Below are 22,905 nucleotides of genomic sequence, written 5' to 3' on the forward strand. Positions count from 1 at the left end.
ATGGACCCTCGACTAGAAGCCCTCCACCTCCGCACGCGGCGACATTTCCTTCAACAATCCACGGCTGGATTGGGTGGAATCGCGTTAACGAGTCTGCTCGCCGATGCCGCCGGTGCGGCGCGTCCGGCAGACAATCCGATCGCGGTGCAACCTTCACATTTCGCTCCCAAAGCGAAACGGGTGATCTACCTGCACATGACAGGATCGCCGCCGAACCTAGACATGTTTGATCACAAACCGGAACTGCATCGCCGAGATGGCCAAAATTGCCCGGACGCTTTTTTGGAAGGCAAGGAATTCGCATTCACGTCCGGCACTCCCAAATTAATGGGCTCGCCCCGCAAATGGTCACGCGTGGGAAAGGCGGGCATGTGGATGTCCGACGCGATCCCCCATCTGCACGACATCGCCGATGAAATGTGCGTCGTCCACTCAATGCACACCGACCAATTCAATCACGCCCCCGCCGAACTGCTCGTCTTCACCGGTTCGCCTCGATCGGGTCGCCCGTCGATGGGATCGTGGGTCACCTATGGCCTCGGCAGCGAAAACGAAAATCTGCCCGGCTTCGTCGTCTTGATCTCCAGCGGTGTCCAACCCAACGGCGGCAGCAACTCGTTCGGCAGCGGATTCCTTCCGTCGGTCTACCAGGGCGTGCAATGCCGATCCAAAGGCGATCCGGTTCTGTACTCGTCAGACCCGTCGGGCATGAACCGTGACCTGCGCCGCAAAAGTCTCGACGCGCTGCGGGATCTCAACGAGATGCAAGCCGCCACGATGGGGCATCCCGAAACGATGACGCGAATCGCTCAGTACGAACTCGCGTTCCGGATGCAGGCGTCCGTTCCCGAAGTCATGAACATCTCTCAGGAATCGCAACAAACCCTCGACGATTACGGGGCATCCCCCGGCGAGTCGAGTCTCGCGAACAACTGCTTGCTCGCCCGACGCCTCGTTGAATCCGGTGTCCGGTTCGTTCAACTGTTCGATTGGGGATGGGACTTCCACGGCACCAATCCCAACGAAGGCATCACTGACGGGCTGACTCGCAAATGCGCGTCAATGGACAAACCCGTCGCGGCGTTGATTCGAGATCTAAAACAACGCGGGTTGCTCGACGACACGCTTGTGATCTGGGGCGGCGAGTTTGGACGCACCCCATTCCGCGAAGGACGCACATCGGGCAGCAAAGTGCTCGGACGCGATCACTACCCTGACGCATTCACCATGTGGATGGCCGGTGGCGGGATGAAGGCAGGTTTTGAATATGGCAGTTCTGATGAACTCGGATTCAGCGTTGCTGAAAACCCCGTCCACGTGCATGACCTGCAAGCCACGATCCTGCACCAACTCGGGCTCGACCACGAACGTCTCACCTATCGCTTCCAAGGACGCGACTTCCGTCTGACGGATGTTCACGGTAATGTCGTGAAGGAGCTACTCGCGTAGAGCTCCGCGTTTGCACCGATCCGACGGTCAAAATGTTTCGACTTTTTTCGCTTGACTCTCCCCTTACTGGAGGCCGTAAACTTCGGGCATGTTCAGCATAGGTGAGTTTTCCAAGATGACCGGCCTGACCGTGAAGACGTTACGTTTCTATCACGAGCAGGGATTGCTTACGCCCTCTCACGTCGAAGCGGGCAGCGGCTATCGTTTCTACGCCGAATCGAAAATCGAAACGGCGCGCGTGATCGCGGCACTTCGTGACCTGGAATTCTCCCTCGCGGACATCAAAGAAATCCTGCGTAATCACAGCGACGATGCGGAGATCATCTCGTTCCTCGAATCGCAAAAAGACGAGATTCGACAACGGATGCGCAAAGACCGCGAAACGCTAGGATTGCTCGAGAAAACCATCCTTCACGAAAAAGAGGCGACCGCAAAAATGCAACAGGCAACCTACCAAGTCGAAGAAAAACAAGTCGACGCGATCTTGATCGCGAGCGTCCGCATGAAGGGAAAATACAGCGACTGCGGGAGCGGTTTCGCAAAGATCGGTCGCAAATTCGGGCGATTCATTTGCGGCAAACCGATGATGCTGCATCACGATCACGAGTACCGCGCCGACGACGCGGATTTCGAAGCGGCCATGCCGATCAAACGCGGCGAATCGAAGGACGATATCTCCGTCCGCGAACTCGCCGGTGGGCGGTGCTTGTCACTCATGCACCTGGGCCCCTACGAAGAACTCGGCCGCTCCTACGAGAAAATCCTCAAAGACGTCAAGGCACGCGGCGTGGAATACGAAATGCCCACGCGTGAGATCTACCACAAAGGACCAGGCATGATCTTTCGCGGTAACCCCCAAAAATACCTGACCGAAATTCAGTTCATGATCGCCTAGAAATTTCCCGCAAACGACGCAGGCTTTTAAAAGCGGCTGCGTTTGGCAGAACATGGTCCACCGTCGGACAACGGTGGTCACATCATTTCAGATATTGCTCTAACCGGGGTTCACATCTGTCCAAACGGCCAACTCCGTGCCCGACGGCTCCGCGAACTGAAAGCGTCGTCCGCCGGGGAATGAAAAGATCGGCTGGACGATTGTGCCGCCGCACTTCTCTACCTTCGCAAGCGTTTCTTCTAACCGTTCGCTATAAAGCACGACCAGCGCCGACCCATTGGCCGTGCTAGCCGACTGATCGGACTTAAAGAAACCGGCCTCGATCGTTTCGCCGGAATAGGACATATAGTCAGGCCCATACTCGGTGAACGCCCAACCAAAACACGACTCGAAAAAAGCCTTCGTCGCCTGCATGTCGCGGGAAGGAAACTCAACGTAATTAATCGATTCGTGTTTGGACATCTTGTTCGCTGCTCGGCGGTTCAGGGATTCAGTCGACACGTCGTGCCGTGTTTCTGAACCGTCAGACTACCACCCGAGGCTATCGCGAAAAACCGATGCCCTGATAAATAAAGCCCATATCGGCAAGTGGCAAGTTTTTCAGAATATTCCGACCATCAAAGATGAACGCCGGCTTCTTCATATTGTTGTGAATTCGTTCGAAATCTGCGTCGACGAATTCATCCCATTCTGTCAAAACCGCAATCGCGTGAGCATCTTTGGATGCCGCGTCGATATCCGTGACGATCTCAACATTCTCGGCAATCAGTTTTTCAGACGCGGCACTCAGTTCGGCATCGCCGTTTCGCATCACGTCGGCGAGGTCGCGGCGGATTTGGCTCGGATCGACGCGTGGATCATAAATTGAGAGCTTCGCACGCTCACGCAGCAGGTCGCGACAGATATAGATTGCTGCCGATTCGCGGGTGTCGTTGGTGTCCTTCTTGAACGCGAATCCCCAAATCCCAATCTTCTTATCTGATACCGTGTTGAACAGCGTTCGAACGATTCGGTTGACGAAACGCGTTTTCTGATAGTCGTTCATCTTGACGACCTGTTCCCAGTACTCGGCAACCTCAGGCAACCCAAAGTACTCGCACAGATAGACCAAGTTGAGGATATCTTTCTGGAAACATGAACCACCAAAACCGACCGACGACTTCAGGAATTTCGGTCCGATCCGTGAATCCATTCCGATCGCCATCGCGACCTCATCCACGTCCGCTTCGGTCGCTTCACACAGCGCGGAAATCGAATTAATCGACGAAACACGTTGCGCCAAGAATGCGTTCGCGGTGAGCTTCGACAACTCACTGCTCCACAAATTTGTCGTCAACAATCGTTCGCGTGGGACCCAATGAGCGTACACATCCACGAGTGCATCAACGGCTTCTTTGCTTTCGCCACCGATCAACACGCGATCCGGCGCGATCAAATCTTCGACTGCGGTTCCTTCGGCGAGAAATTCGGGATTACTGAGCACGTCGAACGTCGCACCGGAGGACGCCCCCGCAAGGATCGCCTTAACGGCTTCGGCGGTGCGAACCGGCAACGTCGATTTCTCAACAACGATTTTGTGCCCCTGTGCGACTTCCGCGATTTTCCGAGCACACTTTTCGATGAACTCGAGGTTCGCGGCACGCCCGGCACCAACGCCGAAATGCTTCGTTGGAGTGTTGACGGAGATAAAGATCATCTGAGCATCCGCAATCGCCTGATCGACATCGGTCGAGAAATGCAAATTGCGTCCGCGACTTTCCGTCACGACATCGTCTAACCCCGGTTCATAGATTGGCAACTCATCGCTGTTCCACTGTGCGATACGGGCTTCGTTGATATCAACGACCTTGACCTCGATATCGGGACACTGCTTCGCGATCATGGCCATCGTCGGTCCACCGACGTACCCGGCTCCGATGCAGCAGATCTTGCGAATCGGCTCGATGGCGGTTGATTGGTTCAGTTGCGGTTGGGTGAGAATCATGGAGTCGTGGTTGATAGCGAGGAAAAGATCGGGACAACAGATTTCCTGAACGAACGATGCTCACCATGTTAGTTATCAAAACGGCCCATGGCGAAGGGGTTGCGACGGGAGGAGCAAATCGATCGGAGTGGACAAATGATCGTGCCGATTGTAATGGTCGTGCTCACGACAAGGTTCAGCCATTGAGATTCACAAATCCGCCGTAACGTGCGAGCGAAAACCGGAAAAAAAAGCTCTCGAAAATCAGCGAAACGACGACACTCACCAGGGAGGCATCGATTGAGATCGCCGACACCGCGACCGCTGGCGTCAATTCACCAACACGAAAGGCGGGAAAACGCACTTCTACTACCGCAGCTCGAATTCGGTTTCGCTCGGCGAAACAGTAACCCGCCAAACCTTTCCAGCACGGCCCGCGGCGTCGAGCGAGTTAATCTCATATGTCCCCCGTCGCAGCATCACATTCGCAACGCTTATTTCCGCAACCGAATCTGATTCATCAAACGTGATCGAATGCCATCGGCGATCCACATGATCGATGAACGCCTGACCGTTCGGACGAAGGTTCCACGCCCGGTCGTACATCGCGGCACCTTCCTCGTTCCGCCAATGCTCCCCCTCCCAAAAACCCCAGATCGTTGTGGCGGTGACGGCAGGTTCCGCAGCGAGTAGATCGAGAAAGTCACGTGTAAAATCGGCTTGCGTTTGTGCATCGATAAAAACGTCATCGATGTCAAATTCCGTGACGTGCAATTGCAATCCGAATCCAGCAAATCGTTCGAGCGTCGCCTGAATACTTTCGATCGAGGGCAGTCGGTCACTCTTGAAATGGCACTGGAATCCGATCCCGTCGATCGGAACCCCCACGTCGAGAAACGATCGAATCAATTGAAACAGCGGCTCCGCGTTGGGGTGACTCGGCAGACTCAGGACTTGATCCTCGTTGACAAAGAACTCCGTTTTAGGATTGGCGAGAAGACGGGCTTCGCGGATCGCGGCACGCAAAAATTCCCAACCGGTGATTTCCCACATTCGATCATGCAAAATCGGATGGTTTAAAACATCCCACTGCGCAATAATCGGCTCCTGTGTCCCGTCGATGTTCCCCGACAATGCGACAAGTGTGTTTTGACGAATGTGGGCGGCGATGCGGCGACGCATTTCCAACATGGCGACACGCACACCACCGTTAGGTTTCTTAAAATTCTTCTGATAGTCTTCCCACAGGTCCGGCGGCGACGGCCATTCGACCGGATCACCCCACAACACGCTGTGTCCCCTTATTTTGAGACCATTGTCGATTGCCCACGCCGCGGTCTCGATCGCACGCTGAGGGTTCTGCTCCCACGACACCCATTGCTGCGAGTTTTCGTCAGTGATCCGGTCGAAATACTTTTTGACGAACGCTTGATACCGCTGGGCGTCTGCGGTCGATGAAGACTCACCCGATGCGGGTGCCACCCATCGAAAATTCACCGCCGTTCCGATCTCGTATTCCGCATCCGTCTGCCGATAGCGATACGCCACGGGGTCGCGGGCGTCGTGATCGAATTCCAAACGCACACGTTCGCTGCGAACACGGTCGATCCGCTCGTCCAATCCCGCACGCCACGCCGCATCGGCTTCGCGTCCTTCATACGTCCAAACCGGATGGGGAAGGTTGGGCGGCGGCGTGCTGCCGAAATTCCATAAACGTAGTCCACCGATCTCAAGCTTCTGCTTCCCATATCCGACACGGATATCCAATGACGACTGACCGCCCGGGAGTTCCTCCGTCACGGTTGCTCTCATCAAATAGGGACGCCACTGAGATCCGACGACAAACGTTTGCTCCGTCCCGTCATAGGGAGGTTCGTCGTGCTGAATCCGGACCGTGAACTTGCCATCGACATCGCGTTTCGACTCCGGCGTACGGCGTGCGAACAGCTGCACGAGGACCTCGTCGCCCTTGCGAACGCCGTGCAATAGCGGCCATCGCAACGCCACCTCCCACGGGTTGCCGGCATGGTTCACCGAGACTGCATCAACCATTTTCAACGGAAGCTCAGCGTCCGAGACCTCGAATCGGTCGTGCGAGTCATCTTCGCCGACCCAAACCGGCGGATCGGAATCCTGTTGGAACACCAACGCGGAGTCACGATCTTCTGGTGATATCTCGCCGGAGATCGTAACCGTCACCGACCGCTGACTCGGCGGCCCAACGTGATACCAGTCCTTGCCTTCATTTCCTGCAGCATCGGAACGCAGGTCGGATTCTTCCTCACTCGGCATGAGGCTCAGAACCACCGTTTCGGGGCCTTCGGATTCTCCGTCATCGAGCGGCTGAATCCTCACTCGACGAATCCTTTCACCTTTGGCAAATTGAATCTCCGGTGAAACCGATCGGTAGTCACGACCGTTTTCTGCGGTCCCCGAAATCGACAATTTGACGTCCAGCGTTTCGGCGGCGTCACCCGTGCGAACAACGGCAACAACCGCGTCAAACGAAAACCCATCCGCCTCGGTCGCTTGGCTTTCCTCCGCGTGCAGCGTCACGACAGGAGTTTGTTCCGCCTCCGATTGACCGCAGGTCACAAACAAACACACCAGAACAACAAAACGAATGTGGTTATGAGCAGGCATGAGAAGCATTGTGTTCGGATTGTACGGGTCACATCGACGATGCCGATGCAGGTAGCTCGAGCAGTCAGGATTCCCCAATCAGGTGGATGGTGGTGTGCAAAAGGGAACCTAAGTTTGACTGTCGAAACTGCCTTTCAGATTCAATTCGTGGTACCCATCAAGACCATGTCGCTCGAAACCACCTACCGCATTCTAGCCGAATCGAAACAACCAGAGACGGTTGATGTTTTAAAGAGCGGACTCACCACCGGCGACGCCTCCACGAGGCAGCATTGTTTCCGCACATTGGCAATTCGATCGTGTGCCCGATCTCACCAATTAGTCATCGACAGCTGGCAAGCTTATCGCGATGAGATCGTAAAGGCGACCGTCGGCCATCGAGACGGACTCTCCGAAACGGTGGTCGCATGCCTTGAAACGGAATTGTCGAGCGACCAACGCGATGATTCCGATTTCGACACCGAACGCACCAGCACTTTGACGCAGATGGTGCTGGCGTTTTCCATCCGCGAGGCACTGCCGCTGATGATCGACGCGGCGTGCAACCACTCTTCGCACATGGTGCGTCAACAATGCGTCGACACTGTCATCGCCATCTCGAGTGCATGGGGCAAACAAGCCCGTCGCCACTACGCCGGTCAACGCCCTGACCCCAACATCGAACGCCTGCGACTCGCCCTGACGACGCAGCTATTCGATTGCGCCAAAAATTTCCAACGACACCGCAGCGAACAACTGCTCGACGCGTTCCTGGTGCTGAGCACCTGGAACGACCCTTCGCTGCGAAGCGCCCTCGATAGCGACAACGCCTGTCGAACGCTAATCCTGCGACGTCTTCGCAGCAGTCGGCAACAAGCGGTCATGGAATTGCTCGCCGGTTTCATTCGTCGACGCTCAATCCCCGAATGCCTTTTGGGGCTGATGCTGCAGCGTTGTGACGCGATGTACTGCGAAACACTCCTGCAGGTCATCACCCCCGAACCCACGGCGGTGACGCTCGCGAACCTGAAAGAATACGGATTACCCGACTGCCTGCGTGGTGGCGTTTCGCTGCTGCGTACGCTCGGCATCGACCGTGATTCAGCGATCGCTCACGCATACACCATGGCGATGCGGCATGACCCTGAAACGATCGCCGTGCTCATGGAAATCCTCGAACGACACCGCACACGGACCAGCACGAGTGAGAAGGCCTGCGATGCCGTCGCGATCTGTTTGGGACGATGTGATGTACCGAGTTTGGACTATTGGTTGCAAGCCATTCGCAGCGACCGGATCGATTCAATACTGAATCAAGACAACGACACGGAAGCCACCCCCGGGCTAAGTCTTCCGGAAGCCACCGATCAACCTGCATCGGCAAAGACGACCGAAAACGACGGAGAATCGTCGAACGGATTTTCAATCAGCGAATCGTTTGAGGATCGCGCCGCGGAAGTTTGCATGCGTGTCGTGCGTTGGGCAGAAGAGGGGTCCTCTCGGTTCTCGAAACCTGCTTTACGATTGCTGCGTGAACTCAACATCAACAACATGTTGCCATTGTTCCCAACCCTCACCACGGAAGAGCGTATGAGGATCGGTCGAATGTTGCTGCGAATCGATCCCGCCACGCTCGACGTCGTTCGCGATGGTTTGCGACACGCGGTCATGAGTCGTCGTATCGAGGCGATCGAGTTCGCTCAAACGCTAGGCCTCGTCGAACTGATGATCGAACCGTTCACCATGATCGTTCACAGCGATCACCAACAGGCACGACTTGCTGCCGCCGAAGCATTGGCAACGGCGCAGTGTGACGAATCGGCGGGACTGCTCAAAGAACTCGCAACTTCACCACTCGGATCGCTAAGAGACGCGGCCAAAAAATCACTGAATCGTCGGGGGATCGCAGTATGAACGGGAACTCTGGAACACTCAATCTGATTCACGCAAACCTCTGCGACGCATGGACGACCGGCGTGGTATTTCTCGCCGAAACTCGGTCGAGCGAACTCGCGCCGGAGTTTCGCGAACTCACGGCCGCCCGCGGATTCCCCTGGTGGGCTGTTGCAGGCCTCCTGCTCGTTGCGTTGATTATCGCGGCAATCTACTGGCTGACGCTTCAACTCCGCGTCCCGGCGATCCCGATTTCCGACGACCTGACGCTGGAACTTTGCCGCGCCCACCGTATCGGATTACCGCACCGCGTGGCCCTCGATCACGTGGCTCGACTGGCGAACCTCAGCCAAACGGCCGAATTGTTCCTATCACCGGTCGGATTCGACCAAGCGGTGGAGCGTGCGGAAAAGAAAAAACGTTTGCGTGGCGGTCAGAAAGAATCGCTGTACCTCGTCCGCCGGTTGATCTTCGGCGACACACACAACGACTAGCGAGTCAGAGCGGCCCCGCCGTACGGGACACGAATCGGCGGTAGAGCAAACTCACGCCCGCAAAAACGGATCAACCAACGATTTCGCAGGCTTTGTAAACGACCTTCGCGCGGCGGAAACCGATCTGTTCGTATAACCGGATCGCTCCGGTATTCGCGGTTGTCACCTCCAGGTGCATCTTGTCCAGACCGGCGGCCTGGAATCCTGCGGCGGCACGGTTGAGCAACAACCGGCCCAACCCGCGTCCGCGATGTTCGGGTGTCACGCCGAGGTTCTGGATCGCCCCCCAATCATCCTGCTCGAGTCCTTGGACCGTGCCGACGGGCATACCACGACCACCAGGTCGATCTCGATAGCGGAGCAACCAAGTCGAACCGGGAACGAACGAACCACGAGAGGTGATCTCTCGCATCAACCGCAAACAGCCGTCGCGACGTCCGAGACACGGAAAAACGTCCGCATCGATCTCGCGACAGAAACTATGATATTTGGCTTGAGCGTGCTCGCGAACGAGCCCCTCATCGTAGCCGACCAGTTCGTAGCCCGCCGAAGCGAGCGATTCGTGATCCCATTGAGCACGAAAGCCACGAAGGTTCAGTTCCATTCGGTAACGGCGAAAATAGGTCATGCCCATTGAAGTCGGTTCCTGAAAAGAACGGGATTGAGTGGTCTACGACACGCGGGAGACAGGAGGGGTTCGGCCAGGCGCAACAGGGTGGGTTGGCGGTTACCGATCGTGCACAGGTACCGGGCGCACAAGGCAAAATCGGATGACGGCAACAGAACCAAACGGGCAATTCGGTTCGGGCAAAACGGATGCAGCCAAATTCTGTCGTGAATCGCGTCAACACCCTTTCATGAATCCTGACACTCCACGACACTTCATTCTACCACATCAGCGACACCCGTTTGGACTTTCTTTCTGCTTCTATGACACCCGAGCCCTCGCCTGACCGTGCCCCCTTGGATTGCTTCCCGGCACTTCTTGATCAAGTCATCGTTCTAACCGGACCGACCGCCTCGGGAAAGACTCAATTGGCTTTGCGAGTTGCCGAAGCATTGGCGAATTTATCGGTTACGCCCAACGGCTCGGCAAAGGCGATCGAGATCATCTCGCTCGATTCGATCGCCGTCTATCGCCAGATGGACATTGGAACGGCAAAACCCTCTCGCGAAGAACAACAACGTGTCATCCATCATTTGATCGATGTCGTCGACCCCGATCATGACTACAGCGTCGCGGAATACCTGACCGCCGCCCATCGCTGCGTCAAAGATATTTGGGCACGGGGCAACCGGCCGATGTTTGTCGGCGGGACACCGATGTACCTCAAAGCGATTCTGCGAGGCTTCGATCCTGGCCCGCCCGCGGATGAATCGTTTCGGCGATCGGTGATGCAGGACGTACAACGCTACGGCATCGACGCCCTGCGAGAACGTCTTCAACAAGTCGATCCCCTGTCCGCTGCGCGGATCGACTCGAGCGATGTTCGGCGAATGATCCGCGCACTCGAATTTGCAAGGCAAGTCGGAATCCCCATCAGCCATCGGCAAAAACAATTTGAATCCGAACGACCGCCCGAAGAAGGATTGGTGTTCACGTTAAAGACGCCGCGCCCGGTGCTGCACCGGAGAATCGAATCACGCGTTGAGCGAATGTTCGATGCCGGACTGGTCAATGAGATTCGCGACTTGAAACACGCCTATCCGGAAATGTCCAAGACCGCTCGAACCGCAGTCGGCTATCGCGAGGTACTCGAAAGTCCTGAGTTCACCGATTGGCAATCCGCGACCGCGGACACCGCCGACACGGGAACGCTCGATACACCCGATTGGTCGAACGTCGCCGAACAGGTCCTCTTTCACACCCGGCGTCTCGCCCGCCGTCAAGAAACCTGGTTCCGTTCCTTCAGCGAAATGCGAGCGATCAGCACGCACGTCACCGGACCCGAGGACGCCAACGTCTCGGCAAGCGCCCCAAGAAACAAACGAGCGAGCAAACAAGCAAACGATCTAGCACCCGAACGTCCGATCGAGTTGCTCGTCGAAGAAATGACCGACGCAATATCGCAACATCCGATTTGGACCGAACCACACCCGCAGTAATCGCCGCAACGAGCGCGGGCAATTGCCTTGCAACTCAATGGATGGCGTGCCCCTTCCCAGGAAACGGGCTTGCCAGACTTCAGTCCCACGAAGTCTGGCAACATTGGCGGCACCTTCAAAGAACGCTCCTGACGCAGGATACGGTGCGACCGTTTGCGGTGGGTTCGCTCAACAAACGCGATCTGCGTTAGTTCGCCTGAGTCTCCGCTACGGGACCAACGTTAATCAACGGCCGCGGCGGCGTGCAACTCCGCAGCTTTCGGATTGATGGTTTTGAGTACATTGGTCCACGTGGTGCGGTAACTTTCGAACGGATCGAGAAAACCATTCTCGTTGCGGGGTGCGTCCCCTCGTTCGGAATCGTCCCATTGTTCGATGTAACCGCAATGGTGCCAACCGAGATAACAGGGCGTTGCCATCATGCCACGCAGCATCTCTTCATACTTGGCCGCGACCTCTTCGATCGAATTGGCACCAGTCCGGAACCCCTTCACGCCCCACTCATGCTGATTGGGGCCTGCCAAGCCAAAACAGCCGTCACCATTGAAGATCGGTTTTCCGGTCGCTTCATAGATCATGTCGCACAGTTTTCTGTCCTTCTCCCTTGGTCCGTACGCTTGCACGCAGACCACGTCGACATGCTTTTTCACTGCAGGCAGCATGAAATCGTAGTGCCACATCACCATGTTCTTGTCGCCAAGGATCAGGTGGTTCGGGTCATGTTTTCGAATGAGACGTTCGTGAACGTCCATACCATTATTCGGCGAGGATCCGCATGAACGTCAGCATATCCTTCTTGGCGGCTTCCGCGTCCGTGGAGTGGCTCCAGTCCATCTACCGCGCCAGCTCTTTCCATGAGATTCCATACGTCGGGCTCACCGGCATGCCCCAAACTTTCGCGGCAGCTTCCGCGTTGGGATAACGCGTTTTCAAGTGTTGAAGCCATCGCTGTTTTCCCGGGGATGATTCTCCCAGTGGCAAGATCGCATTGATCCAGGGATAGATCATCGTTGTATCGTTCCGTTCCATCTGTTCCGCACGCCCCATCACCCAGCTAGGCACATCGGTGTACAGATAGCCGATCAAGTTGCGTTGAACGTCGTCAAAGAAACCAGTGAAAGGGTTATAGAAGTTTGCCCCCGTGCCGCCGGGAAAGCGAAAGAACGGCCCCCCCGCGGCAATGCACCTTTCCGCGTAAGCCGGGTGATCAAACCAAACCGGGCGAAAAATGCACTTGCTTGTTAGCGTCGTAGAGAGTCTGCAAAATCGGACGCCCCTGATCGAGATCAACCGACTACCGAATCGGCTCGCCACAAACTGCGGCCTGCGGCAGCAAACCCACCAACGCGCCAGGTATCAACACCAAGAAGAAAACAGCAACCGTTCGCATGGCATTTCGTCATCAACAAAGTGAGATAGGCTTCCAGCCTTTCAGACCAGAAACGCCAGGCAAGAAACACACCCAACGCAAAGAGGACATGTCACCCACCGCCGAAATGTAAACCAAGAAGCCCCAACAACTCAGACCTTCCCCCCAGCCAATGCCAACAAGCAGAAACAACGACGGCATCGACCTCTTCACAATCACCGCGATCAACACCTGCAATTTCTGAACCTGAACGTCAAGATCACGCCACTGACCAGTGTGCCACAAGCCCCAATCCCTTGCGCTAACCTCCCCACTCCGGCGTCGGCCGACGAAACGATAAGTAAAAAGGTCCGAAAGCCAGTCCGCATACGGTTGCGTCGCGCATGGATCGGTGACCGGATGCACTTCTCAGCGTCAATATTGAGTCCTGGAACTTTTTTCTTTTCCGAAGTATGGAGTTGCTAGAACAATCTCGACGATTAGGTCTTTGGAAATGAGGCCATGTCCACCGTAGAGACAACAAACGTCGTAAACTCCTGAGTTGTTTGACCACGATCGCATGCGTAGAAAAGATAGCCCGGCAATGCGATCGGCCAAGGACCATCACCCACGATTCCAAATTCCTCCAAGCCGGGAAATCCGATCCGTTTTTGCACCGCTTCACTGAGTTCCTCGAGGCGTCTGAAGTCCGGATAAGCGAATTCGACATGGTCGACTCCAGCAAGTGGCAATCTGTTGACGTCGACCAACAATATCCCCGCAGCAGCGTACGCTTCGATAACGAAGCCCGCACAACTGAATTTCCGTCGAATTCGACGGTTCGTTTCTTTAGAAACAACCCATTTGTGATGCGGGAAAATCACATACTGCTGTAGCGGTTGCACAGTCATCGTCCGATGATACTTGTCAATCCCCGCTAAGAAGTTGGAAATCGCGTCACACTGGCTCGGACGAAGCGGAAATTCGCCGACAACATGAGCTTCACTGGTCGCCTCTCCAAATTCCGATTGCGAGATTGGACCGCTAACAATCGGCGGTCCCGTATGCCAAACTCCAACGGCACTTCCCGCTACGACTGAAGCTGGATTCTTCAGCAACGACGCATGCTTGACGAAGGTGGATGAGTCATCGGCGTAAGTCCCAACGATCGAGTATCGGCTACACGCTGTAGCCTCTCGGCCAAGTCGCTTAGCGATAACGAAAGCCTCATCGCTTACCCCATTCATTAACCAGCCCCAGCTCTTTACTGAACGTTATCGCGCAAACGCGAAAGATCGTTTTCCAAAACAGCGACTTGACGCAAAGTCACACCAACATTCCGCCAACTCGCAATGAGTTCCTCGTAGCGCTGAATAACGATGTTAGTAAGCCATTCTCGATCCAACGCAAGGACTCTGTCTACCAACGCATTGGGGCAATCAGGCGAAAGACCTGCTAGGTTCATTGTGCATTCGATCCCGATCGCAGAAAGCTCGCCAGCAGAGAACACATCCGCTTCCAGTACTTTCTTGCCTAGAGATTCAATCCGAGAAATTAGCTCGGCGGCCTCCGCATTGTCAGACAGAGGAGCTACGTCAACAATGCTGGAAACCGCTTGAAGCGCAACGAGACGGGTATCGACGTGCGCGTCGTTCTGTAGGAATGGTCGGAGTAAGTCAATCTGGTCGGTTGGCAGCAGCGAGCCGGCGCGATGAAGGGCACACCAGCATATCTCAGCACTTCCAAACTCATCGCGATGACGAAACGTTTCCGCTGCTCCCAAAAGTGACTGAGCTACTGAACTTAGACACTCCGAAGGGAACACGACCGCTTCGGCAGCTCGCACCATCGCCTCAAGCCAATCAACATCCATATTGCGGTGCTGGCGTAATTGATCTGCTACGAACAGTGCGGCGGCATCCGGTGACTCAACCAGCCACTCTTGAAATCCCTTTAGCCTGTCCTTCGGGCTATGCCCTGCATCCCGTGCGATCTTGCTTCCCTTTGGCGTTGCAGTAGGGCCAAACCGTGGCGCAATGGCGAGCTGATCCGCGATGTCCGAAAGCTGTTGAAATTCGTTACCGAATCCCCGCTGCCGATCATACAAGTCGATCTTCAAACACTCTTGTTCTTGAACAACGTACGCTGCGTCAATCATGGAATGTCTCTCGCATTTTATCCGTGATCGACGCTTCAAAGAGACGATTGCGGTGTGCTCGCAGTTGTTTCGCGACGCCCCAACAATCTGCTTCGATCGCCTCCACGTCACGACAACTGACGGTGATGTCAAGCAATAGAGCCATACTACCTAACGAATGCGAGGCTCCAGGTGCGACAGTTAAGCTCGCCTGGCCAATTGGCTGGGCGATCGGAAATCCCACGTTCATTGCGAACCGATTGATGGGCTCGTCGATCGAATCACTGACATGAGGATAGGTGCGAACGAAGTCTTGAAGATTGACTTGCCCCGCTGGCAAATGCAGCTCATTGATCGCACGCACAACGAGCTCGGAAACCGTGGGTTGACTTGTTGCACTTCTGTAGGCAGCCCATAACCGCCGGCCTAACTCTTCCACCTCGCCCCAGGAATCGTAAATAGGCAAGCGACTCAGTAGCATACCATCGCGACGAATTTGCCAGACAAACCGTTCAGGATTTTGCGCCAATACAATCGAGTTTCCGCGTCTTGAGTCGATCGAAGATAGCTGATCGTGGTTGCGACGGACTGGAAACTCGACAGCGAACTGATTGGCGAGTGTTTCGAGCCCAGAATCTAGATATTCAAAGTCAACTCCATCGCTCGGGCAACGGAAATTCAGAATGGCTTCACGAATCGGCGGCGCTACGTAGTGGATGTTGTTGCCCATAACGCAAATTGTACGCAATCCCGTGGATTCGTGACAATCCGACAACTAGCTCATTACCGAGTTGTGACTAAACAACCGAGTGGCATCACCAATCGGCTGGAAAGTTGGCAAGTCAAAGGGGCGAAAGCCACTTGGCCAACAGGCACGGAGTTGGCACTTGACACGCCTGTTGGGAGGACAGAGTTTTCCTCGGTTTTCCAAAACTCTAATTTGGAGTGCGCTGGGGTCATTCTCGATCAACCGAGTATCCGGAGCTAAATAACGCGGCAGATACCCCACCCTGACTTTGTCATTGGTGCGGATCGCCAACGCATCCGGGTCCTCCGGAACAGGATCGTGCGAGACGACGAGCGTTTCTCCCTTGGAGAGTTCGCTTGATCTTTTTGCCTGGTCGACATCAAGGTATCGAAGCCCATGAATGAAAAAGTTAAGTAAGTAACAACTGTCGCCCTCTGCATTGGGGCCTTGCTCATAGGGCGCGGAAAATACCTCGTACGAGTCATCCTTTGGTTGAATTACACCAGTTGCAAATTGGTCAAGCACTGCGAATGCATCACCAGAACCCTGCTCTTCCGTAAAAAAGAGCGGAAGCTTTTCATTCCGCACCACGCTGTCAAAATCATCCCCACCCCCAATTTCTGGCAAGCCCTGAAATCCAGCCTTTGAAGCAATTCGTGCGCCCGCCGTGTACGAGAACTCGAACTGAAAGCGATTCGCCTGTTCAGCAGGAATCGCCACCAATCGACCGACGACTCGGAAAATGCGAGAGTCCGGCTCGCGCCATGCCACAAATAGAACGGGAAGCCGAACGTAAGTTGTTGACATGGGTTCAATCCTAAATGACGAAATGGAGGATTGTATCAAACACAGGAAAACTCAGTGAACCACGGTTGCCCCAACAGCGCATTCAGAAATTCGGCAAAGGGCCGAATATTCCTCAGTCAGTCAATTTGCCAAAAAGCTCCCTCCCTCTGAAGACCTTATATCATATCGTTCACGACGGGAATCGAAATCACGTTCGGCGGGCTTGAAAATCTAGTGATTTGCGTTCGGGGCCCGGGATCTCCGAGTTTCATCGCTCCTGTGACCGGCTTCGGTGTAGCGAGTTCGCGGCAGCCGATACGGAATAGCGGGGCTCCAAGTCTCGTCGCCTTCTTCCGATTCGTCCACGACTCTCAGTCCGAATCGATGAACCCTGCAAGAATCTAAATCAGCAGTGCGATAGAGACGTTTTTCTAAAAATCGTTGTCGGGCAGCAGAGAGAAATGGCGGGTGTCAGGTAGAGGACTCACCCGACCGTCAATTGAGGATCAATCATGAACAACACTGAATGCGAGCTTCCAGCCGCCGGGACGGTGGATCCAAGCCCGAAGCGAAAGCCCCTGTTCCATTTCTGGCGATGCTTCTGGCTGACGTTTCTTGCCGTGTCGCTCGGCTACGCCTGGCATAGCTTCTACGTTCCCGCGAACGAGATCGCGTGGGCGGAAGACTACGCTTTGGCCAAGCGGCAAGCGGCCATGTCCGACAAGCCGATCATTCTCTATTTCACTGCGACGTGGTGTGTTCCCTGCCGCGTCATGAAGCGGCAAGTTTGGGCCGATCCGCAGGTGATGGAGTTGGTCAATGCGGAGTTCGTCCCGGTGGCGATTGATGTGGGCGATCCCGAAAACGCAGAAGTCATGGCTGCTTACAACGTTCAAGGTTCGCCAGTCACAATCGTTTGCGACTCACATGGGAAGGCCTTGGATTGGCGAGTGGGAGGAATCAGTAAAATCCAGTTCCTCGAGTTGCTTGGCTCGTCGAATTAGTCGAAGTGGCGATTTGACAGGGGCGTAGTGGGGAAATGATTTGTGGGGTATCCAAAGGCTGGAACCACTGACAGCGAGTGAAGTGAGAGAGCTTTATACAGCGGGACTTCGCTGAGCAATCTCGTTGGGTATCGAGTAGCTTTCAATTGATGATGCATTAAGGGGACAAACGGACGATCTTCCACGGCGTCCCTGGCGGTTGATCGAGTTCGCGGCGATACACGATTCGGTCGTGCAAGCGACTGTCGCGTCCTTGCCAAAATTCCATCTCGGTCGGCTCGACGGCGAGCCCGCCCCAGTTGTCGGGCAGGGGAATGACGGTGTCGCCGGGATAGCGATCAGCCAATTCCTTGATTCGATTTTCCAACACCGCGCGTGACTCGATCACCGCGGACTGCGTACTCGCGTGTGCCCCGAGTTGACTCTCGCGAGGTCGCGAATGGAAATACTTTTCCGAACGATCGCGAGAGATGCGTTCGGCGCGACCGGCGATCATGACCTGACGTTGCAAGTGAGGCCAAAAGAAACACAAACTCACCATCGGGTTAGCCGTAATCTGTTGGCTCTTCACCGAGTCGTAATTGGTAAAGAAAACGAACTGAGCCTGCTCGACTCCTTTGAGCAAAACAACGCGGCTGGACACCCGCCCCTCGGGAGTCGATGTCGAAAGCGTCATCGCGTTGGGTTCGAACCAAGGCGGAATCCCTGACTTCGACGCGTCATCGTCCTCCACCGCGTCGTCTTGGTCCGCCTCGTGTCCTGCGGCTTCATTAAACCAATGATGAAACTGAACCATTGGGTCCGCATCAACGTCATTTTCTAAGAGGCCACCGAGCGTGTAGGACTTTCGCATTTGGTCGATCCGACCAACGGGGGCGTTCCGACCGGCGGGGGTGTTGTCTCCTGGTTTTGCATTCATTGCTATTGCGCTTCTCTGCTCTGCATTTTCGTGGGGAGCCCCTTTCGGGCCGAAATACGGCGGGTTTGGCGCGCCGCTTGCCATATATAGGACGTAGTTCGCGTGTGTCTGCCAAGGTGGCATACGGCAGGAAGCCCTGCGTCATATCGACACCTTGGCTTTCGACACGAGCAAAGAGAGCAACCGGGTACCCATCCGAGTGTTTCTGCGGGTCTCATCCGAACGATTTTCTTCGTCAGCCGCGTCTCAATCTGGAAACTTGTAATGCGAAATTCTCAAGTGGGCGATCTCTTGGTGGCGTCCACTGATGTCGATGGCACAATCTTGAATCGTGGCGTATGTCTGCTCGTCTATGAAGATGATCAAACAGCGATCGGGTTGATGCTAAATCGTCCACTGCACCTCCCCGTCCCCGCACCCACCCTCGATAGCGCGGCGGGCGACGCGTCCGAAACGTCCAACCCACCGGCCTCCTCAACCGGGGCACATCGATTGGCGGAGGTTTTCGACCAACCCAAAGCCGACCAAGCATCGGTCGAAGCGGTGAATGTCGAAATCGGCTCAGCGGACGAAACGGTCGACGAGAATGAACAACCGGGGCAACCACACGTTGCACTGATCGGACCAGCAGGCGATAGCGAAGCCGGCAAACTGCTGAACGGGAAAGCGTTGCATTTCGGTGGACCGTTGTCGGGCCCGATCGTCGCCGTCCACGGTGCCCCCGAACTCGGGGAAGCTGAGGCGGGCGAAGGCATCTTCGTCGCCGCCCACCGCGACCATCTCGAAGCGTTACTGAAGGCCGGACAACCGGTCCCTTATCGCCTGATTGTCGGACACCTCGGCTGGACTCAGGAACAATTGAGCGAGGAGATCGCCGCCGGCGTTTGGCACCGGATTCCCGCCACGTCCGAAATCCTGTCGACCGCGGACGAGTGGCTATGGCCCAAACTGATCCGTTCGGCCACGTCCAGCAGCGTGTCACGTTGGTTAGGCGTCGAACACGTTGCCGATGCGCACCAACTGAACTAAGATCAGGGCGCCCTGCCCGCATCCGCCCTCCTTTTCGCAAAGTCGCTCGTGTCCGATCGTCCGCTCTCTGGTTTTTCGTCGAAACTGCGTCGTGACGATGACGACGAACAGAAGAAACCGTTTCGAATCCAAAAGAAACGGTTGGGCGAGATCAAATACATCCGAGACGATAACGAATTCGGTTTCATTCGCGCCGAAGACTTCCGCGAAGACGTCTTTTTCCACAAAATGGCGTGGGAATCCGATCCGCGGATCGTCCCTCAGGTGGAGATGTATGTCGAGTTCGAACTCGACGACGACCATTACGAAGAGACGCAGAAACTGCGAGCCAAGATCGTTCGCCCGACGCATCGGCCAGCGGGCCGGAAGTTAAAAGCGAGCGATTCGCCGTACGAGCTAGTGTTTCACCATCCGCGCGCACGCCGCAAACGACCTACCTGGCGCGACGATAAGTAGCCAACCTAGGTAGGCACCAATGCCAGCGGCACCATCAACCGGGTGGGCTATTTGAATTCTTCTTCAAATGCCGCGAAGTCGTCGGCGGGTTCACCGGCCTCAAATTCAACGACCTCTTCGAAGGCCTGCGGGTCTTCAATGACGCCGCCGTCTTCATCGACTGGCATTTCTTCATCAAACGCCACACCATCATCCGCGATCGGAGCCGCGGCGGGTTTGTTGCCACGATTTTCCATTACATGGGCGATAATCACGGAGAGAATTATCCCTACTAAGAAAACGGCCCAGCAGATGAAATAGATCATGGGGAGTTGGTGATTCGGCAGAGGTAAAAGACATCAGGGAGACGGGAAAGATAGTCTAGTCTAATCCCGACAACACGCTGCGACAAATTAGGTCGGTAGCGGAATCCCCTCGACAAGACTACAACAAAGCAACCGAAAGTCGCACAAATCAGGATTCAGAACATGTCACCGAAGCACCATTACCAACCTGGGGATTGGGTGATCTACACCAAGCAAAAGAGCAGCACGAGTCCCGGGCCTCGTGCGGAAAACGTCCATGCCGCCTCAAAGGGAAACTTGTACCGTTACACCGTCGAAAAATTTTGGATCATCGATTCCGTGGGCGACGACGGCACCCTCAAACTACGCACCCGTCGCGGTAAACGCCACGAAGTTCCCGCCGATGATCCACAACTCCGTAAGGCTCGGTTGTGGGAACGATGGATCCACAGCAGCCGATTCCGGATGATCAGCGATCAGGCTCACGACGACACTGGGGAACTCGCACCTCAGAATGCAGGGGCCCACCCCAACGGCAACGACCTCAATGCCCCCCGTCAGTAACCGATCAGACGATCGCGTTGACTTCCAATTGGACGTTCTTTACGAAGACAACCACTTGCTCGTCGTCAACAAACCGGCGGGACTGGCCACGATGGGCGACGGAGACCGCGTCACGCTGCACTCGATCGCGGCCGCGTACCTCAAGGAAAAGTACAACAAACCCCACGGCGTCTACGTCGGGATCGTCAGTCGCCTCGATTCGGTCACGTCGGGAGTGATCGTGTTGGCCCGGACCAGCAAGGCGGCCGCGAGACTGAGCACCCAATTTGCTCAGCACGCGAAGAATCTCGAATATCAGATCGATTCCGAGAACGTCAAACCGACGTTGATTCGCAAAACCTACCTCGCGGTGGCGCGTCCGGAGCCTAATCGATCGGCACCGCTCGCCGCCGACGGTCGCCTCGATGATTTCCTCTACAAAGACGACCAAGCCCACCGGATGCGCGCGGTCCGTACATCGCGAGCGGGAGCCAAACCCGCAGCACTGCTGTACCAAACGCTCACGAGTGGCGACGACCGAAACGTGATCGCTGTCGCTCCGCTGACCGGCCGGAAACATCAAATTCGCGTGCAGCTCGCCGCACGTGGCTGGCCCATCGTGGGCGACCGGAAATACGGCAGCCAAACCGTGTGGGAATCAGGCATCGCGTTGCACAGCCTTCGCTTGACGATCGAACACCCGACGCTGCGTGAGATGATGACGTTTGAGTGCCCACCGCCTCCATCATGGAACAACGACCGCTCACGCGAACTCCGCTCGCGACTCAGCGATCTGCGGTGGAAGTAGCAACGTCCAACAATTAATGGGCGCTGCCGAGCGTTTATACCGGCTCTACGACGCCGACTGTTTGAGTTCGTTGCGAAGCAGCATCAATGCCGCTTTCGCGATCCGTGGATGCACGATACTGGGATGCCCACCGAGGCGGCTTTCTCGCGAAACAATTTGTCCGTTCGGCCCGGAAACCTGAAACGTCACCGGTACTGCGGGAGTGACCCGTCCGTCGACCGCGGTTAAGTCCGGATAGCGATCCACCAACAAAACCCAATCGGCGTTAAAGTGCTCCCGCACGACGCGGAAACAATCTTCGTACCTGGTGTCCTGATCAGATCCCTCGGCATCCGCCGAGGTAGGACGAATCGGCTGACGCGTGAACCTCGCCAACTCACCGCTATCGGCCAGCGACAACCCGCCGGCAATCACGGGCGAATCGCCCAACGCCGCCAACCAATCCCCCAGCGGCGCGGCGTTGCCCAATTCGATGACCACCAAACGTTGTTGACGCTCCTTCAACATCGCTTCGACCGCGTGCTGTTGCTCGAACTTTTCTCCGTCTCCGAAATAGAGATCGCCGACTCGGTCGAGAATCTCTTTTCGCGTCGACGCGATCATTGAATCGCACTCGGCGACGGTGTCGGCCATCGCGCTGATCCGTAGTGAGATCGTGGCCGAACTGACGGTGATTCCGACGCGTGGTTGCCGCGACCGGTCGATCATGTCACCGAGCCGTTCCTCCATGTCGCTTTCGCCAATGCCAAAGAACTTCATCACGCTGTGACGGATATGCCGTCCCGCATGATTGAGCGAAAGGATCGCGGGGGCGACCGAGGCATCGAACATCGTTTTCATTTCATCGGGCACCCCCGGCAATGCAAAGATTCGCGATGCGGTTCCGTCTGCCCGTGTTGCCGCGGCATCGACACCCGGGGCGGTTCCCTGCGGGTTAAAAATGGGTGACGCTCCGAGCGGGAACATCGCTTGGCAACGGTTGCGTTCGGGCATATCACGCCCCCGCACCGAGAACATCGATTCGATGTGCTTGAGCGACGCCTCGTCGAGTTGCAGGGGACGACCGAGCGATTCGGCGATCGCTTCGCGGGTCAGGTCATCACGTGTCGGCCCGAGCCCACCGGTGGCAATCACAATATCCGCCCGACGAACCGCGATCCGAAACGCATCGGTGTTGTGCGATAGCGTGTCCCCCACGGTGCTGTGGTAATGAACATCGACTCCCAACTCGGCGAGCCGTCGACTCAACCACGCGGTGTTTGTATCAATTCGAGCTCCACTAATCATTTCATCACCAATGGCGATGATTTCAGCGTTGAGGTGAGACATGCGGTATCACGTGGTTGGGAAAAATGCCGGGCGGGGCGACAAGTCAGCCCCGGCAGCTTACCCTTTACGACTCGCTGCCGAACAGGTCGGAG

At 55.9% G+C, this 22,905-nt stretch carries 23 protein-coding genes; 10 read left to right on the forward strand and 13 right to left on the reverse strand.

All coding sequences use genetic code 11. From position 1 onward, the window contains the following. Together FHS27_RS02385 and FHS27_RS02390 are read left to right on the forward strand one after the other, a co-directional pair. Positions 1–1,449, forward strand: a complete 1,449-nt coding sequence (locus tag FHS27_RS02385; protein WP_009096737.1) for a DUF1501 domain-containing protein — start codon at positions 1–3, stop codon at positions 1,447–1,449. 88 nt (positions 1,450–1,537) lie between these two features. Continuing rightward, a complete protein-coding gene (locus FHS27_RS02390; RefSeq protein WP_184301304.1) occupies positions 1,538–2,344 on the forward strand; it encodes a MerR family transcriptional regulator in 807 nt (268 codons plus the stop codon). 99 nt (positions 2,345–2,443) lie between these two features. Here the strand turns inward: FHS27_RS02390 and FHS27_RS02395 are convergent, their stop codons facing one another. From FHS27_RS02395 to FHS27_RS02405, 3 genes are all read right to left on the reverse strand, one after another. Further along, entirely contained in the window at positions 2,444–2,806 is a 363-nt protein-coding gene (locus FHS27_RS02395; protein WP_184301306.1) for a VOC family protein, read from the reverse strand. A gap of 79 nt (positions 2,807–2,885) precedes the next feature. Further along, entirely contained in the window at positions 2,886–4,328 is a 1,443-nt protein-coding gene (locus tag FHS27_RS02400) for a UDP-glucose 6-dehydrogenase (RefSeq protein ID WP_184301308.1), read from the reverse strand. Positions 4,329–4,676: 348 nt separating this feature from the next. After that, positions 4,677–6,950 carry an endo-1,4-beta-xylanase gene (locus tag FHS27_RS02405; protein ID WP_184301310.1) on the reverse strand — a complete coding sequence of 758 codons (2,274 nt, stop codon included), beginning with the start codon at positions 6,948–6,950 and terminating at the stop codon, positions 4,677–4,679. Between the two features lie 114 nt (positions 6,951–7,064). On the opposite strand from FHS27_RS02405, the gene FHS27_RS02410 reads away from it, so the two are divergent. Next, entirely contained in the window at positions 7,065–8,843 is a 1,779-nt protein-coding gene (locus FHS27_RS02410; protein WP_246419028.1) for a hypothetical protein, read from the forward strand. Further along, the gene (locus tag FHS27_RS02415; protein ID WP_184301312.1) at positions 8,840–9,316 is read left to right on the forward strand and encodes a hypothetical protein; all 477 of its coding nucleotides are present in this window, start codon (positions 8,840–8,842) and stop codon (positions 9,314–9,316) included. The genes FHS27_RS02410 and FHS27_RS02415 overlap by 4 nt, the downstream gene beginning before the upstream one ends. 70 nt (positions 9,317–9,386) lie before the next feature. Here FHS27_RS02415 and FHS27_RS02420 read toward each other — a convergent pair whose 3' ends face one another. Next, complete coding sequence (locus FHS27_RS02420) at positions 9,387–9,950, reverse strand: GNAT family N-acetyltransferase (protein ID WP_009096719.1); 564 nt, start codon at positions 9,948–9,950, stop codon at positions 9,387–9,389. 296 nt (positions 9,951–10,246) lie between these two features. Here FHS27_RS02420 and miaA point away from each other — a divergent pair, with 296 nt between their 5' ends. Beyond that, the gene (gene miaA, locus FHS27_RS02425; protein ID WP_246419029.1) at positions 10,247–11,422 is read left to right on the forward strand and encodes a tRNA (adenosine(37)-N6)-dimethylallyltransferase MiaA; all 1,176 of its coding nucleotides are present in this window, start codon (positions 10,247–10,249) and stop codon (positions 11,420–11,422) included. A 221-nt stretch (positions 11,423–11,643) separates the two neighbouring features. On the opposite strand, the gene FHS27_RS02430 is transcribed toward miaA, so the two are convergent. The 6 genes from FHS27_RS02430 to FHS27_RS02455 all read right to left on the reverse strand — a co-directional run bounded on the left by FHS27_RS02430 (position 11,644) and on the right by FHS27_RS02455 (position 16,462). Continuing rightward, on the reverse strand, positions 11,644–12,174 hold the full coding sequence (locus FHS27_RS02430; RefSeq protein WP_184301314.1) for a hypothetical protein: 531 nt from the start codon (positions 12,172–12,174) through the stop codon (positions 11,644–11,646). Between the two features lie 82 nt (positions 12,175–12,256). Next, positions 12,257–12,508 (reverse strand): hypothetical protein, encoded by a 252-nt coding sequence (locus FHS27_RS02435; protein WP_184301316.1) that lies wholly within the window; start codon positions 12,506–12,508, stop codon positions 12,257–12,259. A 762-nt stretch (positions 12,509–13,270) separates the two neighbouring features. After that, a complete protein-coding gene (locus FHS27_RS02440; protein WP_184301318.1) occupies positions 13,271–13,888 on the reverse strand; it encodes a hypothetical protein in 618 nt (205 codons plus the stop codon). A 146-nt stretch (positions 13,889–14,034) separates the two neighbouring features. After that, positions 14,035–14,928: a hypothetical protein gene (locus FHS27_RS02445; protein ID WP_184301320.1), complete on the reverse strand. Its 894-nt coding sequence runs from the start codon at positions 14,926–14,928 to the stop codon at positions 14,035–14,037. After that, positions 14,921–15,637: a TIGR04255 family protein gene (locus FHS27_RS02450; protein ID WP_184301322.1), complete on the reverse strand. Its 717-nt coding sequence runs from the start codon at positions 15,635–15,637 to the stop codon at positions 14,921–14,923. Before FHS27_RS02450 ends, FHS27_RS02445 begins: the two co-directional genes overlap by 8 nt. A 45-nt stretch (positions 15,638–15,682) precedes the next feature. After that, the gene (locus tag FHS27_RS02455) at positions 15,683–16,462 is read right to left on the reverse strand and encodes an HIRAN domain-containing protein (protein WP_184301324.1); all 780 of its coding nucleotides are present in this window, start codon (positions 16,460–16,462) and stop codon (positions 15,683–15,685) included. Positions 16,463–16,953: 491 nt separating this feature from the next. Here FHS27_RS02455 and FHS27_RS02460 point away from each other — a divergent pair, with 491 nt between their 5' ends. Then, a complete protein-coding gene (locus tag FHS27_RS02460; RefSeq protein ID WP_184301326.1) occupies positions 16,954–17,445 on the forward strand; it encodes a thioredoxin family protein in 492 nt (163 codons plus the stop codon). A gap of 157 nt (positions 17,446–17,602) precedes the next feature. On the opposite strand, the gene pdxH is transcribed toward FHS27_RS02460, so the two are convergent. Next, positions 17,603–18,364 carry a pyridoxamine 5'-phosphate oxidase gene (gene pdxH, locus FHS27_RS02465; RefSeq protein WP_184301328.1) on the reverse strand — a complete coding sequence of 254 codons (762 nt, stop codon included), beginning with the start codon at positions 18,362–18,364 and terminating at the stop codon, positions 17,603–17,605. A gap of 264 nt (positions 18,365–18,628) precedes the next feature. On the opposite strand from pdxH, the gene FHS27_RS02470 reads away from it, so the two are divergent. Both FHS27_RS02470 and FHS27_RS02475 read left to right on the forward strand, forming a co-directional pair. Next, positions 18,629–19,393 (forward strand): YqgE/AlgH family protein, encoded by a 765-nt coding sequence (locus tag FHS27_RS02470; RefSeq protein WP_184301330.1) that lies wholly within the window; start codon positions 18,629–18,631, stop codon positions 19,391–19,393. Between the two features lie 48 nt (positions 19,394–19,441). Next, on the forward strand, positions 19,442–19,849 hold the full coding sequence (locus tag FHS27_RS02475; RefSeq protein ID WP_009096707.1) for a cold shock domain-containing protein: 408 nt from the start codon (positions 19,442–19,444) through the stop codon (positions 19,847–19,849). 47 nt (positions 19,850–19,896) lie between these two features. Here FHS27_RS02475 and FHS27_RS02480 read toward each other — a convergent pair whose 3' ends face one another. Beyond that, positions 19,897–20,154, reverse strand: a complete 258-nt coding sequence (locus FHS27_RS02480) for a hypothetical protein (protein ID WP_221224840.1) — start codon at positions 20,152–20,154, stop codon at positions 19,897–19,899. A gap of 162 nt (positions 20,155–20,316) precedes the next feature. Here FHS27_RS02480 and FHS27_RS02485 point away from each other — a divergent pair, with 162 nt between their 5' ends. Together FHS27_RS02485 and FHS27_RS02490 are read left to right on the forward strand one after the other, a co-directional pair. Further along, positions 20,317–20,697, forward strand: coding sequence for a hypothetical protein (locus tag FHS27_RS02485; protein ID WP_184301331.1), 381 nt, complete (start codon positions 20,317–20,319; stop codon positions 20,695–20,697). Beyond that, entirely contained in the window at positions 20,681–21,484 is an 804-nt protein-coding gene (locus FHS27_RS02490) for an RluA family pseudouridine synthase (protein ID WP_184301333.1), read from the forward strand. The genes FHS27_RS02485 and FHS27_RS02490 overlap by 17 nt, the downstream gene beginning before the upstream one ends. Before the next feature lie 45 nt (positions 21,485–21,529). Here the strand turns inward: FHS27_RS02490 and FHS27_RS02495 are convergent, their stop codons facing one another. Beyond that, positions 21,530–22,813: a competence/damage-inducible protein A gene (locus FHS27_RS02495; RefSeq protein ID WP_184301335.1), complete on the reverse strand. Its 1,284-nt coding sequence runs from the start codon at positions 22,811–22,813 to the stop codon at positions 21,530–21,532. Positions 22,814–22,905: the final 92 nt, after the last annotated feature.

This window comes from Aporhodopirellula rubra (assembly GCF_014192335.1).
GTDB lineage: Bacteria > Planctomycetota > Planctomycetia > Pirellulales > Pirellulaceae > Rhodopirellula > Rhodopirellula rubra.